The organism is Bifidobacterium stellenboschense, from assembly GCF_000741785.1.
GTDB lineage: Bacteria > Actinomycetota > Actinomycetes > Actinomycetales > Bifidobacteriaceae > Bifidobacterium > Bifidobacterium stellenboschense.
The window spans coordinates 1-16,481 of sequence record NZ_JGZP01000019.1; the positions used below are offsets into that span (position 1 = coordinate 1).

Here is a 16,481-nt window from a genome sequence, read left to right on the forward strand (position 1 = left end):
GGGCCGTCCGGCGCGGCGCCGTTCTCGCCGGCGGCCGCGTCGGAGGCGGGATGGCCGCCACGGTCCGCGTATTGCGCGTTGACGACGGTCGGGCCGTCGAGCCGCGTCTCGTCGGCGGTCTCGACCTTGACGACGTCGCCGTTCGTATCCAACGTGACGCGGGCGCACAGGGCCTTCGCCCAGTCGATGCGCTGCCAGCCGTCGGACGACTTCCATAGCGGATAGCCGGAGTCGAGCGCGGTCTTCGCGAGGATCGCGTTCCGCTGGTCGGCGTGCAGCTGCGGGTAGGCGAGACGCAGCACGTCGGCGGCGCCGCGCGGCGCGGTGAACGGACGGCCCTGCTCGGTCTTGTCCTGCGCGAATCCGTAGGTCATGCGCTTCACGTAGACGCGGACGGCGGACGCCTGATCCGTGACCGGCTCGTCGGCGACCGGGTCGAGGAACCCGTTCGTGTAGCCACCCTCGCCGGTGGCCTTGAGATCCGCGATGCACGCCTTGAGCGTCGCGCCATGACCGTCGGCCTTGCAGCGCGCCGTGAGATAGTCGCGCAGCTGGCGGGCGGCGGGCGCGACCGACGTGCCGAACTCGTTGTGCCAGTATTGGCCGTTCTGCGCGGAGCCGCCGATGCGTCCGCCCATGATGTCGAGCGGATAGTGGACGCCGAGCACGATGCGGTTGTTGCCGGCCTCCGAGGTGCGCGCCATGATCTGAGGCGCGAGTTCGGGGATCATGCCGGCGAGCGCCACGCCCCACGAGTAGGCCATCGTCGTGTGGCCGGACGGGTAGGAGCTGTTCTTCTGCAGGGTCGAATAGCCGGGGATGTGGTCGCCCCAGGACGGGGACTCCTTGATGTCGAGCGTGGCGGGGAGCCCGGCGAGATCGTTGACGCCGTTGTAGGTGCTCACCGAACGGTCGAGGTAGGGGCGCGGATGCATGGCGGCGCGTTTGGACAGGTAGGTGGAGGCGACGTTGAAGCGGAACAGGTCGACGACGCGGCCGAGCTTATGCTCGTTGATGCCTTCGCTCATGTACCGGCCAAGCACGGGGCCGAGCGCGTCGGGCATGGTCTCGCGCGGCAACAGGTCGGAGTCGACGAGCGCGCGTTTGCGCTGCGGGGTGAGGCCTTCGGCGTCCGCGCCTTCCGCGCCCTTGTGGTTGATGGCGACGGCGAGGTCCTCGTCGCGTTGCATCACGGTCTTGTCGAGCACCTTGCCGCCGTCCTGCGCGCTGGTGGGCGCCTTCCAATAGTCCTTCTCGTAGTCGGCGAGGAGCGCCACCCAGTCGGGGTTGGGCAGCTGGTCGGCGCGCGCATGCGGGAGGGTGCCGGGAATCGGGGCGACGGCGAGCACGGCCGCGGTGATGGCGGCGGTGATGGCGGCGGTGGCGACGGCGCGGGCGCGGAGGCGGAGGCGGGTGCGAGCGCGGGCGAGCGCGGATACGACGACGGCGGATAGGTTCGGGAACGGTGTCATGCTCCCTAACCTATCCGCCGTTTCGCTACGTAGCGCGGGCATCGGTCGAACGGTGGGTGAACTCTTCGTGCCGGATTGGCGGACGGCGAGTCCACGCGCGTCCGACGCGGGCGCGGCGTCCGTCAGATCTTCGGGCGATGGCCCATGTCGTCGTGGCCCTTCTTGCCGATGTCGCCGTGCGGCTTGAACACGGCGCGGTCGTGCTTCTCGCCGTGACCGTACTGGTCGTGGCGCTCGGCCGTCTCGCCGCCGTTCTCCTTGGCGGCCTTGGCGGCAAGACGCGCCGCCTTCGCGGCCTTCGCCTTGCGTTCCGCCTCCTCGTCGCGGATCAGACGGCCGGTCTCCGGGTCGATCTGCGATTCGGGCTGCGTCGCGTCGTAGCCCTGCTCGTAGCGGGTGCGGCGCCAGTTGCGGATCGACGCGTTCGTGCCGCGGTGGTGCACGTGGTACTGGCGGGGCGCGCCGCCGAGCGGCAGCTCCTCCACCTCCTTGGCGACGGCGATCTGGTTGATGTTCGACGGGTCACCGGCGGCGATCGGCGCGACCGGCTCGGGCTCGGCGGGCGCGGCCGTGCGCTGCTGCATGCGTTCCGGCAGCCATTCGGCGAGTCGGGACAGCAGCCAGCAGGCGATGAAGTAGATGACCGCGGCCATGACGAGCGTCTGCAGGATGTTGAAGTACATCGAGCCGAGTCGGCGCGACTCCTGCAGCAGGTCCGTGTACATGATGATCGAGCCGAGCGCCGTGTCCTTCAGGACGACGACGAGCTGGGTGACGGCGGCGGGCAGCATCGCGTAGACGGCCTGCGGCACCTCGATCTGGATGAGCGACTGCGTTTCGGTCAGGCCCAAAGCGAGGGACGCCTCGCGCTGGCCGTTCGGCAGGTTGCCGACGCCGGAGCGCACGAGCTCGGCGACGACCGAGCCGTTATAGAGCACGAGCGCGATGACGACCGCCCAGTACGAGGGGCTCGGGAATCCGGCGAACGCGAACCAACGCCAGAAGAAGATCATGAGCAGCAGCACCGGCACGGCGCGGCAGAACTCGACGATCACGGCGGACACGCCGCGCACGAGCGGGTTCGGCAGAAGTCGTCCCACGCCGAACACGAGACCGAACACGACGGCGCCGACCACGGCGAGCACGGTCGCCTTGACGGTCATCCACAGGCCCGGCAGGTAGAAGTCGGTCCACGCCTCCTTCTCAAGGGCGGGCTTCCACAGCTCCCAGCTCAGCTGGTTCTCGCCGTCCGGCGGATTGTGCAGACGCATGAGCATGAGCACGACGAGCACGGCGAACACGAGGCCGGCGACCCAGTTGATGATGCGGATGGTGCGACGGCCCTTCGGACCGGGCGCGTCGAACAGGACGGAATTGGAAGTATCGGCCATGACTCGGTCACCTCCTCACGGCGAGCTTGTTGGACAGGTACGTGGTGAGCATGCCGATCGGGATGATCAGAATCACGTAGCCGAACGCGAAGATCAGGAAGATCTGGACGATGACGTCCGGACGGAACTCGATCATCTGGCTCATCAGTGACGACGTCTCGGTGGAGACGGACGCGGCGGCGGCGACGGTCGAGTTCTTGAGCAGCGCGATCAACGTGTTGCCGAGCGGGGCGACCGAACCGCGGAACGCCTGCGGCAGGATGATCTCGGTGGCGGACTGCATGAAGCCGAGGCCCAGCGCGCGGGCCGCCTCGGCCTGGCCGAGCGGCACCGTGTTGATGCCGGAGCGCAGCGACTCGCACACGAACGCGGCCGTGTACAGACTCAGGCCCATGACCGCCAGCCAGAAGAAGTTCGTGGCGAACGTGTCGGAGAACGTGAGCTTCAGCTGCGCGTATGCGCCGAGCACCATGAACACCATGATGATGGTGAGCGGCAGGTTCTTGAACAGCTCCACGTAGGCGCCGGCCACGGCCCTGAGGGACGAGATCGGCGAGATGCGCATGACCACGAGGATCACGCCGAGAATCATCGAGAACAGGGCGCTCCACAGGGTCAGCTCGATGTTGACGAGGAACGCGCCGGGCACATCGTATTGGCTGAACAGTTCGAGGAATCCGTTCATCACTTGTCCCCCTCACCCTCGTCGGGCGTCGGCGGATTGTATTCCGCGTTCGGCGAGTACGCCGTACCCCTCGTGTTGTCGCTGATCGCACGCTGCCAGGAGCCGTCCTGAATCATGTCGACGATCGCGTTGTTGATCTGCGCGGCGAACTGCGTGTCGCCCTTCTTGATGCCCACGCCGTAGTACTCCTGCGTGAACGGCTTGCCGACGACGCGCAGCTTGCCGCGGGAGGCGGAGGCGAGGCCGGCGAGGATGATGTCGTCGGTGGTGACCGCGTCGACGATGCCGGAGAACAGGGCGGTCGCGCATTCCGCGTAGCCCGGCTGCTCCATGAGCTGCACTTCGGAGGCGAACTTCTCCTTGACGGTGGCGGCCGAGGTCGAACCGGTCACGGAGCACAGGCGCTTGCCGTTGAGGTCCTCGGGGCCGTTGATGGACGTGTCGTCCTTGCGCACGAGCAGATCCTGGCCGGCCACGAAGTAGGGTCCGGCGAAGGAGACGGCCTTCTTGCGCTCGTCGGTGATCGAGTAGGTGGCGAGAATCATGTCCACGTCGCCGTTCTGGATCATGGCCTCACGCTGCTTGGACGGGGCCTCCTTCCAGATGATCTCGTCCTCGGAGTACCCGAGTTTCTTGGCGATGTACTTGGCCACGTCCACGTCGAAGCCGACGTAGGTGCCGGACTTCTTGAAGCCGAGGCCCGGCTGGTCGAATTTGATGCCGATGCGGATCTTGCCGGCCTCGTCGGAGCCGCAGGCGGCCAGCGACATCGTGCAGGCGAGCGCGGCCACGGCGGCGACCACGCGGCACGCCATCCGCTTCACTGATGGTTTGAACGTCATTGCTTGTCTCTTCCCGTCGGTCAGTGGGTGAGGATCTTCGACAGGAAGTCCTTGGCGCGTTCGGTCTTCGGATGCTCGAAGAACTCGTCAGGCGTGTTCTGTTCGAGGATCTGGCCGTCGGCCATGAACACGATGCGGTCCGCGGCCTTGCGCGCGAAGCCCATCTCGTGCGTGACGCACAGCATGGTCATGCCTTCGTGGGCGAGCTCGACCATGACGTCGAGTACCTCGTTGACCATTTCCGGGTCGAGCGCGGAGGTCGGCTCGTCGAAGAGCATGACCTTCGGGCGCATGGCGAGCGCGCGGGCGATGGCGACGCGCTGCTGCTGGCCGCCGGAGAGCTGGGACGGCATCTTGTTGGCCTGCGAGTCGACGCCGACGCGGGCGAGCAGGTCCATAGCGAGGCGCTCGGCCTCCTTCTTGTCCATGTGGCGCACCTTGATGGGCGCGAGCGTCACATTCTCGAGGATGGTTTTGTTGGCGAACAGGTTGAACGACTGGAACACCATGCCGACTTCGGCCCTGAGGTTGGCGAGCTCCTTGCCTTCCTGGGGCAGGGCCTTGCCGTCGATGCGGATGTCGCCGGAGTCGATGGTTTCCAGACGGTTGATGGTGCGGCACATCGTGGACTTGCCGGAGCCGGACGGACCGACGATGACGAGCACCTCGCCCTTGTTGACGGTGAGGTTGATGTCCTTGAGGACGTGCAGGTCGCCGAAGTGCTTTTCGACGTGGGTCAGCTCGACGAGCGGGTGGCCGGTGGTCTCGTTACCCGGCACGAGGGGCGCGACAGGGCGCGTTTCTTCCAGTTTCTCTGACATGGGAGGTCAGTATAACGGCACTGTGTTACCGGCAGACTACCAGCCGGACACCGACGGTTCACCATGTGAGACAGGCGGACACAGGCGTCGAACCGGCTCGCATCCGTGAGCGCTCACACCGCAAATCGCCCCGGCGCCCTCCCTACAGGTCCTCCGCCGGAGCCCCGGGCCGTCCTCCCCCACGACCCCGTCTTCTCCCATGGTGCGGCAACACATTCTCTCCACAACCCCGGAATCAAGCCGTTTTGCGGCACCGCACCATGGGGGTTTCACCGCACCATGGGTGACTTACCGCACCATGGGCGCGCATGTCACTGCACGGGGCGCGGCTTGCCGAGGCCGGCGACGAACCTCACGCCGGGGATGTCGGCGAAGATCGAGCCGTCCACGACGAGCTTCGACGGGCGGATGCCGGAGCCAGGTACAGCTTGGGGATCGACAGGATGTGCTGGTCGACGAGCAGCGGCCAACCCTCCGGCAGACCGATCGGCGACATGCCGCCCGACTCCATGCCGGTCGCCTCGACGGCGGCCGCGATCGGCGCGAAACTCACCTTGGAGACCTCCAACGTATGCTTGACGACACCGTTCAGGTCGGCGCGCGTGTCCGCCGTGACGAACGCGGCGGCGAACTCGGGCGGCGCCTTGCGGGTCTTGTGCGTGTGCACGACGACCACGTTGCCGGTGATCGCGAACGGCACGCCGTACTTCGGGCACCACAGGTCGGTGTCCGACTCCTCGTCCGTGTTGATGGTCACGCCCAGGATCTTGGATTCCGGCACCCCGGCCGCGACCAGCGCATTCAGCTTGTCGAACACCGGCTTCGCCAGCAGGTCCCCGTCATGCCAGTCCAGTATCTCCAACGTCATACGTCCCCCTCGTTTCACTTGTCCGCGCCGCCGACCGGCCGACGGGCGTGTCCGCCGACCGGCCGACGGCTTCATTACCCGCCCACCATAACGGCATACCCCCTTCCCCACGCCGCCCCGCCTATACCCGTTCCCTATAACCCGTTCTTCCCATGGTGCGGCAACACACTTCCTCCACAACCCCGGAATCAAGCCGTTTCGCGCCACCGCACCATGGGGGTTTTACCGCACCATGGGAATACAGCCGGCAAGGAAGCGCTCGTCATGGGAGACGACGACCAGCGCGCCCGGGTAATCGGCCAACAGTCCGGCCAACGCCGTACCCGACGACAGATCCAGATGGTTCGTCGGCTCGTCCATGACGATCAATTGCGGACCGTCAGGCAACGCCAGGCACAGCAGCAGTTTGCGCAGTTCGCCTGGCGACGGGGATTCGCCGGCCAGCAGCCGGTCCGGATCGACGTTGAGCCGCGCGTAGGCGCCCAGCACGCGGGCGCGGTCGCCGGCGGAAAGCCCATGCAAACGGGCCAAAGCCTCGGCGCGGTCATCGTCGTCAAGCTCCTGCGCGACGACCAGTTTCGGCACGTCGGCGGCGTGCGCGAGCATCGCGCCCAGCAGCGTCGACTTGCCGGTGCCGTTCGCCCCCGTCACCGCGACATGGTCGCGCGGGCCGATCGAGATCGTCGGAATCATAAGTCCCATGGCCGGGACGCCGTCGGCGGCCGGCGACAGGCGGATGCGCCCGCCGGAGACGACGGCACGGGACAGCAAGGACAAGCCGCGTCCGGCGGCGCGTTCCGCCATGCCGTCGTCGTGCACGATCGCCGTCCCGACGTCGATAACGTCCCGTCCGTCGAACCGGATCACGCCCGAATCCAGTCGTATCAACTCGCGTCGGCGGCTCGGTGCGACGTCCATCCAGATGTCGCCGTCGTATCGTTTCGCCGCGACTGTGAGATCCGCCCCGCGCCTACGCGCCGCCGTCGCCCGGGCGTCGAGCCGCGCGTAGCGCGGGTGACGCCGCGGTCGAGACCGGTCATCTTCGCCAATTGGCGTCTGTCCCGCGCGTCATGGTCGCGACGGTCGATCTGACGGCCGCTCCGTTTCGCCGCCTCGACCTGCCGCACCTTGTCGGCGCTTCGCGCGCGGGACGCCGTCAATCGTGCCGTCTCGCGCCGCGCCGCGGCGAGTGCCGCCGCGTCGGCGCCGTCGCGCGCCGCGATCGCCGCCGAGACCTGCGTCCATCCGCCCGGAAGCGTGTCGACGACGGTCACGTTGCGCGTGCCGACATGACGTCGCGAGAAAACGACGCACCTGTCGCACACCGCGTCGATGAGCGCCGCGTCGTGTGAGACGACGACGCCGATGCCGCGGTATGCGCGCATCGCGTCGACGATGCACGCCCGCGCGGCGGCGTCGACATGGTTCGTCGGCTCGTCGAGTATCAGCACGTCGGGGCGTGCGGCGAGCGCGCAGGCGAGCTGCATGCGCTTGCGTTCGCCGCCGGACAGCGTGTCGTAACGGTACGGCCAGTCGTCGTCCACGCCGAGCGCGTCGCGTACGGCGATCGCTTCCGGTGACCAATCGGCGGCGAACGCGTCGAGATGTTCCGGCGGGACGTCGACGCGTTGCGGGCAATGCCCGATGACGAGACGTTTCGGATCGGGCGCGACGGCGCCTTATCGGGTATAAGGACGCCGCGCGCGATGGCCATGAGCGTGGATTTGCCGATGCCGTTGTCGCCGACGACGGCGGTCCAGCCGCGTGGGAACGACACGTCGACGTTGTCGAACAACGGCTCCGGGGCGTCCGGGTAGGTGAAGGTGATATCGGTGAGTGTGAGGATGGAAGGTTGCATGGGTCGCGCCTTTCGTGTCGGGCGTACCGCTTGGAATGCGATGTCGATGACGGCGTGGAACCGGATACGGCCAACGGGCCCGGCGCATATGTCGCCTGCGATCGGCCACGCCCGGACGGGCGGAAGCCGGAGCCCATTGACGGATGACGCACGGCAGCACGCTTCGACGCGTGGTTCCGCTGGAGTACCGTCATCCTTCACAGGCGCAACTTGGGTGGGGCCCTTTCATTCGGCTCCTCTGGCATATCGAAGAACCCGTATTCACAATGACGTTCGTACATTAGAACGAAACGACGACTTCGTCGATTGTGGACAATCCGACGGGACACGCCGCATCGGCATCCGAAATCGGCCGGGTTATCCACATCGCCCGGAATCATGTCCCTCCCCGATCCGACTTCGGTTATCATGCCCGGATGAACACATACGGTTATGACGAAGCGCCCGTGAACGGCGAGGTCCACGATTACGTGAGGCGCCGTCTGAACGAACAGGCGGCGGCAAAGGCGCAGGCATGCCTGGAACTGCTGCCACGGGTGAGGACGGAACGCGGGACCTGCTTCGCCTTGGACACGGCGTTGACGTTGTACGCCGTCGAAACGCCCCGGTGCGGCGGATTGCCGCAGTGCGATTTCCGCGTCGTGGTGCGTGATCGCGTGACGCGCTCGTCCCTCGACGGAGTCGATTTCCGCACTTGGAATCAGCCGTTCGCCACGTATACGTTCCCCAACGGATTGATATGCGTGCATCCCATCGACACATGGATCCAGTACGCCCGATACCTGGACCTCGTCGAAATGGTGGTGCTCGGCGAAGCGATCGCACGGCGATTCGGGTACGCGTTCGACGATCTCTCCAACCGCCTCAAGGCGTTCCGGCGCATCGTCGGCCGGGCGCGATGCGAGGCGGCACGACCTTTTATGCAGCCATCCGATTCGGTGCAGGAGACCCGTTCTCGTATCGCGCTGCTACGGTATGGCCTGCCGATGCCGGTCATGCACCATGTCGTCACGGCTCCCGGCGGAACGACGCGGTACGTCGTCGACATGGCGTACCCGGAGCGCCGTGTCGCCATCGAATACGACGGCGACCATCACCGCCGGTTCCGAAGCCAATACGTCCGGGACCAGCGCAAACGCCGTGAATTGCGGGCAATGGGATGGACGGTCATCGAGGTGTTCGCCGACGACATACGGAACGCCGACGGACAACGCGACTTCGCACGGACCGTGGCGAACGCGGCCGGCATGCCGTTCACGGCGGCGCCGAGCCACGCGCACCGCACGCTCGCCGACCCGTCCCTCCGTCCCAACGCGCGCCGCGGCGAATACCGTCGACGCGCCTTGGCGCGCGAGGCGGCCATGCACCGCCCCATGGTGCGGTGACTCTCCCATGGTGCGGCAACACACTTCCTCCATAACCCCGGAATCAAGCCGTTTTGTGACACCACACCATGGGGATTTTACCGCACCATGGGAGGGAGGGGAATAAAAAAAGGGCGAGCCCCGATAGGGGCTCGCCCTTGGGTGGGGACGATCAGTCCTCGTCTTCTTCCGGGTCGTAGTCGACGCCGGTCTCGGCGCGCTGCTCGGCCGAGATCGGGGCCGGGGCGCCGGTCAGCGGGTCGCGGCCGCCGCCGGCCTTCGGGAAGGCGATGACGTCGCGGATGGTGTCGGCGCCGGCGAGGATCGACACGGTGCGGTCCCAGCCGAGGGCGATGCCCGCGTGCGGCGGGGCGCCGTACTTGAACGCCTCGAGCAGGAAGCCGAACTTCTCGGCCGCCTCCTCGGAGCTGATGCCGAGGACGTTGAGCACGCGGTCCTGGATGTCGTCGCGGTGGATACGCACCGAGCCGCCGCCCATCTCCTCGCCGTTGCAGACGATGTCGTAGGAGTCGGACATGGCGTGCTCCGGATCCTGGTCGAACTTGTCGATCCAGTCCTTGGACGGCATCGTGAACGGGTGGTGCATGGAGGTCCACTTGGAGTGGCCGACCGCCACGTCGTCGTCGTCCGGATCGTCGGTCGGCTTGAACAGCGGGAAGTCGACGACCCACGTGAACGCGAACTTCTTCGGGTCCAGCAGGCCCGCGCGGGAGGCGAGCTCGACGCGCACGGCGCCCAGCAGCAGCTGGGAGGACTCGCGGGAGCCGGCGGCGAAGAACACGGCGTCGCCCGGCTCGGCGCTCACGGCCTCCATCAGGCCGTTGCGCTCCGCTTCGGACAGGTTCTTGGCGACGGGTCCCTTGAGCTCGCCGTCCTCGGTGAAGGACACGTAGGCGAGGCCCTTGGCACCGCGCTGCTTGGCCCATTCCTGCCATGCGTCGAACTGGCGGCGCGGCGTGGAGGCGCCGCCCTTGAACAGGACCGCGCCCACGTACGGGGCCTGGAACACGCGGAACGGCGTGTCCTTGAAGTACTCGGTGAGCTCGATGAGCGGGTTGCCGAAGCGCAGGTCCGGCTTGTCGGAGCCGTACTTGTCCATGGCTTCCTGCCAGGTGATGCGCGGCAGCGGCAGCTGCACCTCGTAGCCGGCGGTCTTCCAGATGGCGGCGATGACCTTCTCGGCCATGGCCATGACGTCCTCCTGGTCGACGTACGCCATCTCCATGTCGAGCTGGGTGAACTCGGGCTGGCGGTCGGCGCGGAAGTCCTCGTCGCGGTAGCAGCGGGCCAGCTGGTAGTAGCGCTCGACGCCGGAGACCATGAGCAGCTGCTTGAGCAGCTGCGGGGACTGCGGCAGCGCGTACCAGGAGCCGGGCACGAGGCGGGCCGGCACGACGAAGTCGCGGGCGCCCTCCGGGGTGGACTTGATGAACGTCGGGGTCTCGACCTCGGTGAAGTCCATGTCCTCCAGGGCGTGGCGAGCGGCCTTGGCCATGTCGGAGCGCAGCTTGAGGTTGTGCTGCATGGACGGGCGACGCAGGTCGAGGTAACGGTACTTGAGACGCACGTCCTCGCCGGGCAGCTTGTTCTCGGACTCGTTCTCGAGCGCGGTGGACACCTGGAACGGCAGGGCGTCGGACTTGGCGAGCACCTCGATGGTCTCGGCGACGACCTCGATCTTGCCGGTGGCGAGATGTTCGTTCTCGTTGCCCTCCGGGCGCAGGCGGACCTCGCCGACGACCTGGATGACGAATTCGCTGCGCAGCGGGCGGGCCATGTCCTCGTCGTAGATGACGACCTGCACGAGGCCGGTGGCGTCGCGCAGATCGATGAAGGCGACGCCGCCGTGGTCGCGGCGACGGTCGACCCAACCGGCGAGAGTGACCTTCTGACCGACCAGGGCCTCGGTGACCTCGGTCGCATGATGTGTTCTGTAAGCCGTCTGGCTCATGCTTCCTCTTTCAGTTCTTGACGTCAGTTCCTGACGTGTCCCGACACGCCGTCCGACACGACGCGGGGACGGCGGTTCTCAGTCGATGACTACGGTTTGCCGGGCACTAAGACTATCCGGCTCCCATGACGTGGCGTCGGCCCGGTTCTGGTCGCCGGAGACGATGTTCTTCACCTCGTCGCCCGCGCCCTCCTGGCCGGGGAACCACACGTACGGGATGCCGAGCTTGTCGGCGTACTTGATCTGCTTGCCGAGCTTGGCGGCGGTGGGCGCCACGTCGGCGGCGATGCCGCGCGAGCGCAGCGTGTTCGCGATCGCGTTCGACGCGGCGCGGTCCGACTCGTTCCACACGGCGACGAGCACGCTGGCCGGCGAGACGCGGCTCGCGTGCGCTCCGGCGGTGTGCAGCATGTAGCTGACCAGACGGCTCAGACCGATGGACAGGCCCACGCCCGGGTACTTGCGGTTGCCCTGCGAGGCGAGGTTGTCGTAGCGGCCGCCCGAGCAGATCGAGCCGAGGGACGCGGCGCCGTCGAGGAACGTCTCGTAGACGGAGCCGGTGTAGTAGTCGAGTCCGCGCGCGATCTTGAGGTCGGCGATCACGGAGCCGGGGCGGATGGCGGCCGCCTGGTCGACGATCATCGCGAGCGTGTCGAGGCCCTGCTTCGCGAGGGCGTACGCCTCGGAGTCGGCCGCGATGCCGTGGGCCGCGCACAGCGCGTCGAACTTCGACGCGAGCTCGGCGCCGTCGGCGGCGGTCAGCTCGGCGAGTTCGAGGCAGGCGCGCGCCTGCACCTCGGACGCGCCGCACTCCTCGACGAGGAGCTTCGCGACCTCGTCGGCGCCGATCTTGTCGAGCTTGTCGATCTCGCGCAGCACGCCCTCGATGTCGGTGAGTCCCAGCCCGCGGTAGAAGCCCTCGGACAGCTTGCGGTTGTTCGCGTGCACGGTCGCCTTCGGCAGGCCGAACGCGCGCAGGCGTTCGAGCGCCGAGACCATGACGAGCGGCAGCTCCACCTCGTAGTGGTCGGGCAGGTCGCCCTGGCCGATCACGTCGATGTCGGCCTGGACGAACTCGCGGTAGCGGCCCTCCTGCGGGCGTTCGCCACGCCAGACCTTCTGGATCTGCCACCGCTTGAACGGGAAGGCGAGCTGGCCGGAATGTTCGACCACGTACCGGCTTAGCGGCACGGTGAGGTCGAAGTGCAGGCCGAGCCGCTCCTCGATCGGGGTGTCGGACTCGCGCCCGACCTCCTGCAGACGGGACAGCAGGTAGATCTCCTTGCTGGTCTCGCCTTTCTTCAGCAGGGACGCCCCGGTCTCCACGGCACGGGTCTCGATGCCGAGGAAGCCGTTGAGCTCGAAAACCTCACGGAGCGTGTCGATGACACGCTGCTCCACAACGCGTTCAGAGGGGAGCCACTCTGGAAATCCTGAAATTGATGCGCCTTTAGCCACGGAATCAATATAATAGGTGAGGGTTGCGTCAAACAACGTCATATTCCCATGGGATTCCGAGCGGATCCCCGGGGAGGCGATGCCCGACGCACGCCGCACATACTTCCAAGCTGTAAGGAGCTGGCCATGGCCGACGAGAACAACGTCACCGAAACCGAGAACACCACCGAGCCCACCGAGCAGGCGACGACGCCCGCGGTGGAACAGACCGCGCCCGCGGCAGCTCCGAAACCCTCGGCGGTGCCGAAGCCGCACGCGCCGTCCCCGGCCGCGTTCGCCCACAAGCCCGCCGCCGCACGCCCCGCCGCGCCGGCCGCCAAGCACGGCCACGACGAGGCCGCGGTCCGCGAGGCCGAGGCGTTCGGCCGCGTCGCCGACGACGGCACCGTGTACGTCAAGGAGGGCGAGACCGAGCGTGAGGTCGGCCAGTTCCCGGACGTGTCCAAGGAGGAGGCGCTGGCCCTGTACGCCCGCCGCTTCCTGGATCTCAAGGCGAAGCTGGACGCACTGGCGGGCCGCCTGAAGTCCCGCAACGTCAAGCCGCGCGAGATCGACGAGTCCCTGAAGATGCTCGCCGAGGAGACCGCCGCCCCGGCCGTCGTCGGCGACATCGCCGCGCTGAAGGCCCAGTACGAGGAGCTGAAGGCTGCCGGCGAGGCGAAGAAGGCGCAGATCGCCGAGGCGCGCAAGGCCGCGATGGCGAAGGCCATCGAAGGCCGCACCGCCATCGTCGTGAAGGCCGAGGAGCTGGCCGCGTCGCTCGGCGACAACACGAACTGGCGTTCCACGGCGGACAAGTTCCGCGCCCTGTTCGACGAGTGGCAGGAGCACCAGCGCAACAACGTGCGCATCGACAAGAAGGACGCCGACGAGCTGTGGAAGCGCTTCTCCGCCGCCCGCACCACGTTCAACCAGGCGCGTCGCAAGTGGGCGCAGGCCCGCGACGTGGAGCGTAAGGAGGCCCGCGATACCAAGGAGGCGATCATCGCCGAGGCGAACGAGCTCAAGGACTCCACCGCGTGGGGCGAGACCTCTCGCAAGTTCAACGAGCTGATGGACCGCTGGAAGAAGGCTGGCCGCGCCGGCCGCAACGAGGACGACGCCCTGTGGGCGCAGTTCCGCGAGGCCGCCGACACGTTCTTCAACGCCCGTCAGGCCGACCGTGACCAGATCTCCTCCTCCGAGAAAGAGAACCTGGCCGCCAAGGAGGCGCTGCTCGTCAAGGCCGAGGCGCTCGTGCCGGTCGCCGACGAGAAGGCCGCCAAGCACGCCCGCCAAGAGCTCGCGAAGATCCAGGAGGAGTGGGACCAGATCGGCTACGTGCCGCGTGACGACATGCGCCGCATCGAGGGCCGTCTCGACGCGGTCGACAAGCAGATCAAGGCCGTCGAGGACGCCGCCTGGAAGCAGTCCGATCCGGAGGCCGACGCCCGTAAGTCCAGCTTCGAGGAGCAGCTCAACGTGCAGCTCGCCGAGCTCGACGCGAAGATCGCCGCCGAGTCCGACCCGAAGAAGAAGGCGAAGCTCGAGGCCGAGAAGGCCACGAAGGAGCAGTGGCTCAACGCGGTGAAGTGACGCCGCGCGCCGCGTAGGCGCGATCCACGCCACGCGTAAAGAAGGAAGCCCGTCGTGATTTCGTTCACGACGGGCTTCCTTTCGTATGTACGGACCTCCCCCAGTCGGCTTCGCCGACAGCCCCCTCCAGAGGGGGGCAAGATTACGCACAGTCGGCTTCGCCGACAGCCCGTCGCAATTACGGACAGCCTTCGGCTGAAAATATATTGCTCACTGTCGTTCGCCTTCGGCCTACAAACGCCTCTGGCGTTTGCTTGACGGCTCAGCCTCCAGAGGGGGCCGGGTTACGGAACAGTCGGCTTCGCTCCCTATACGAGGACGGTGCCGGTGACGGGCAGGGGGATGCTCACATCCGGGTGACGTCCGAGATAGTCGACGAGCGCGGCGCCATACCCCATGTCGAGCTCCTGGTAGTCGGTGCCGGAGCGGAACGCGGTGTACCGGTCGCCGCCCTGGAGGAGGAACGAGTTGGACGCGGCGATGACGAGGTCGTCGTCGCCGATCTCGCGTCCGTCGATCGTGAGGTCCACGATCGACGCGCCGCCCGCGTCGTCCTTCCCCTCCCCCGGCACGTCGGGCGCACGCCCGCCCGTCACATACCGGTACCGCACGTTGCCGGACACGCCGAGACGCGAGACGACGGTGTGGCCGTCGTGCTCGCGCCACTGCTGGGCGAGCACGGCCTTGAGCTCGCGTCCGGTGAGCGTGGTCTTCGCGACCTTGAACTGCAACGCCATCATGCTGTCGACCTCGCGCAGGGTGATCTTCCCGTCGCCGTTCTGGTCGAGGTTCGCGGTCCTCAGGCTGCCGTCGTTGGAGAATCCGACGACGGGGATACGGTCGCCGGCGTACACGCCGCGGCGCACCGCCTCGCGTTCGGCGTCGGCGACGAGCACGCCGAGCGCGCTTTCCGTGCCGTCGGACGGCACTTTGCCGAAGTAGGCGCCATGCGCGACGGTGCCGACGACACGCCCGCCGACACGCTGTGAGTCCGCCGCGGCCCGCGTGTAGATGGCGCCGGCGCGGCGCACGCGCGCGTCGGTCTCGCCGGCCGACCGCCACGCCGCCTGCTTCGCGCGCGCGATGCCGTCGTTGCCGTCCGCGCCGGCGAGCGAGACGACGCCGGCGACGGAGGTCGGCGTCACGCCGTTGCCGAGATCCACGTCGCGCACGTCGACGTGTGCGGACCGTCCGGACCCGTTGATGACGAGATCCTGCACGGCCATGTCGCGTCCGAAACTGCCCGCTTCGATGATGGGCGCGCCGGAGGCGGTCGTCATGCGTTTGAGCGCGTGGCTGTGGCCGGCGTAGACGAGGTCGACGTTGCGGTCGAGCGCCGCCGCGCCGGTTCCGGCGGCGGCGGACGCGTCGGCGTGGATGAGCGCGACGACGGCGTCGGCTTCGCCGTTCGCCTCGTCGCCGTCGCTGAGCTGGTCGGCGACGCGGTTGATGGCCTGCACGGCGGTCTCGTCGAGGTCGGCGTCGCGGGTGATCTTCGGCGTGGCGACGGCACCGAGCGCGTCGGTGAGCGCGCCGACGAACGCGATGCGTTTGCCGTTGACCGTGCGGATCGTGTAGTCCTTGACGTGGTTCAGCAGCCCATTGGACGATTTGTTCGCGGCGGACACGTTGGCGCTCAGCCAGTCGATGCCGTTGGCGGGGTCCGCGATGCGGTCGTTGAAATCCTTGACGCCGCGGTCGAATTCGTGATTGCCGACGGCGGAGACGGTCAACCCCCACGCCTTGACCATGTCGAGCGTGGGCTTGTCCTTCTCGAACGCGGATTCGTAGGGGCTGCCGCCGACGAGGTCGCCGGCGGAGACGGGCACCATGTTGCCCGGGTTGTGCGCGTCGGCGAGCGCGAATCCGGCGGCGTTCGTCTCGCCGCGTTCGATGTGCCCGTGGAAGTCGGTGATGTCGGCGATGGTGACGGTGCGTTCCCCGGTGGCCGCGTCCGCGCCGGAGAATGGGACGGTCCCCGGGTTCGACGCGGACGCGTGCGGGACGGCGAACGCCCCGACGAGAAGGAACGTGATACCTGCGATGGCGACTCCCGGTCGCCTGCCGGCCTTCGTGCGCCGGCCTGACTGCATCCTGCTCACGATTGCACGGTATGGCGCGAGGTTGAACGGCGGTCCCTCACGCGCCGTCGTCCAGGTGAATTCTCAGTGGCTT

At 67.5% G+C, this 16,481-nt stretch carries 14 protein-coding genes; 2 read left to right on the forward strand and 12 right to left on the reverse strand.

Annotated elements, in window-relative coordinates; all coding sequences use genetic code 11:
• The 9 genes from BSTEL_RS09150 to BSTEL_RS12910 form a co-directional block, all read right to left on the reverse strand.
• On the reverse strand, positions 1 to 1,472 hold a 1,472-nt coding region (locus tag BSTEL_RS09150), incomplete at its 3' end, for an acid phosphatase (protein WP_156963260.1).
• A gap of 122 nt (positions 1,473 to 1,594) precedes the next feature.
• The gene (locus tag BSTEL_RS09155; protein ID WP_238567687.1) at positions 1,595 to 2,863 is read right to left on the reverse strand and encodes an amino acid ABC transporter permease; all 1,269 of its coding nucleotides are present in this window, start codon (positions 2,861 to 2,863) and stop codon (positions 1,595 to 1,597) included.
• Between the two features lie 7 nt (positions 2,864 to 2,870).
• Positions 2,871 to 3,548: an amino acid ABC transporter permease gene (locus tag BSTEL_RS09160; protein ID WP_034529877.1), complete on the reverse strand. Its 678-nt coding sequence runs from the start codon at positions 3,546 to 3,548 to the stop codon at positions 2,871 to 2,873.
• On the reverse strand, positions 3,548 to 4,390 hold the full coding sequence (locus BSTEL_RS09165) for a glutamate ABC transporter substrate-binding protein (RefSeq protein ID WP_034529879.1): 843 nt from the start codon (positions 4,388 to 4,390) through the stop codon (positions 3,548 to 3,550). Before BSTEL_RS09165 ends, BSTEL_RS09160 begins: the two co-directional genes overlap by 1 nt.
• 20 nt (positions 4,391 to 4,410) lie before the next feature.
• Entirely contained in the window at positions 4,411 to 5,211 is an 801-nt protein-coding gene (locus BSTEL_RS09170) for an amino acid ABC transporter ATP-binding protein (protein WP_034529880.1), read from the reverse strand.
• A gap of 352 nt (positions 5,212 to 5,563) precedes the next feature.
• Complete coding sequence (locus BSTEL_RS09175) at positions 5,564 to 6,079, reverse strand: YbaK/EbsC family protein (RefSeq protein ID WP_238567688.1); 516 nt, start codon at positions 6,077 to 6,079, stop codon at positions 5,564 to 5,566.
• Between the two features lie 222 nt (positions 6,080 to 6,301).
• Positions 6,302 to 6,946: a P-loop NTPase family protein gene (locus BSTEL_RS11555; protein WP_156963261.1), complete on the reverse strand. Its 645-nt coding sequence runs from the start codon at positions 6,944 to 6,946 to the stop codon at positions 6,302 to 6,304.
• 17 nt (positions 6,947 to 6,963) lie between these two features.
• Positions 6,964 to 7,623: an ATP-binding cassette domain-containing protein gene (locus tag BSTEL_RS12905; protein WP_034529881.1), complete on the reverse strand. Its 660-nt coding sequence runs from the start codon at positions 7,621 to 7,623 to the stop codon at positions 6,964 to 6,966.
• The gene (locus BSTEL_RS12910; RefSeq protein WP_162178995.1) at positions 7,524 to 7,937 is read right to left on the reverse strand and encodes a hypothetical protein; all 414 of its coding nucleotides are present in this window, start codon (positions 7,935 to 7,937) and stop codon (positions 7,524 to 7,526) included. Before BSTEL_RS12910 ends, BSTEL_RS12905 begins: the two co-directional genes overlap by 100 nt.
• A 416-nt stretch (positions 7,938 to 8,353) precedes the next feature.
• Here BSTEL_RS12910 and BSTEL_RS09195 point away from each other — a divergent pair, with 416 nt between their 5' ends.
• Positions 8,354 to 9,322: an endonuclease domain-containing protein gene (locus BSTEL_RS09195; protein WP_034529884.1), complete on the forward strand. Its 969-nt coding sequence runs from the start codon at positions 8,354 to 8,356 to the stop codon at positions 9,320 to 9,322.
• Positions 9,323 to 9,473: 151 nt separating this feature from the next.
• Here BSTEL_RS09195 and aspS read toward each other — a convergent pair whose 3' ends face one another.
• Both aspS and hisS read right to left on the reverse strand, forming a co-directional pair.
• Positions 9,474 to 11,273, reverse strand: coding sequence for an aspartate--tRNA ligase (gene aspS / locus BSTEL_RS09200; RefSeq protein ID WP_034529885.1), 1,800 nt, complete (start codon positions 11,271 to 11,273; stop codon positions 9,474 to 9,476).
• A gap of 78 nt (positions 11,274 to 11,351) precedes the next feature.
• Positions 11,352 to 12,731 carry a histidine--tRNA ligase gene (gene hisS, locus BSTEL_RS09205; RefSeq protein WP_034529932.1) on the reverse strand — a complete coding sequence of 460 codons (1,380 nt, stop codon included), beginning with the start codon at positions 12,729 to 12,731 and terminating at the stop codon, positions 11,352 to 11,354.
• A gap of 126 nt (positions 12,732 to 12,857) precedes the next feature.
• Here hisS and BSTEL_RS09210 point away from each other — a divergent pair, with 126 nt between their 5' ends.
• Entirely contained in the window at positions 12,858 to 14,306 is a 1,449-nt protein-coding gene (locus tag BSTEL_RS09210; protein WP_034529886.1) for a DUF349 domain-containing protein, read from the forward strand.
• 308 nt (positions 14,307 to 14,614) lie between these two features.
• On the opposite strand, the gene BSTEL_RS09215 is transcribed toward BSTEL_RS09210, so the two are convergent.
• The gene (locus tag BSTEL_RS09215; protein ID WP_034529888.1) at positions 14,615 to 16,399 is read right to left on the reverse strand and encodes a bifunctional metallophosphatase/5'-nucleotidase; all 1,785 of its coding nucleotides are present in this window, start codon (positions 16,397 to 16,399) and stop codon (positions 14,615 to 14,617) included.
• Positions 16,400 to 16,481: the final 82 nt, after the last annotated feature.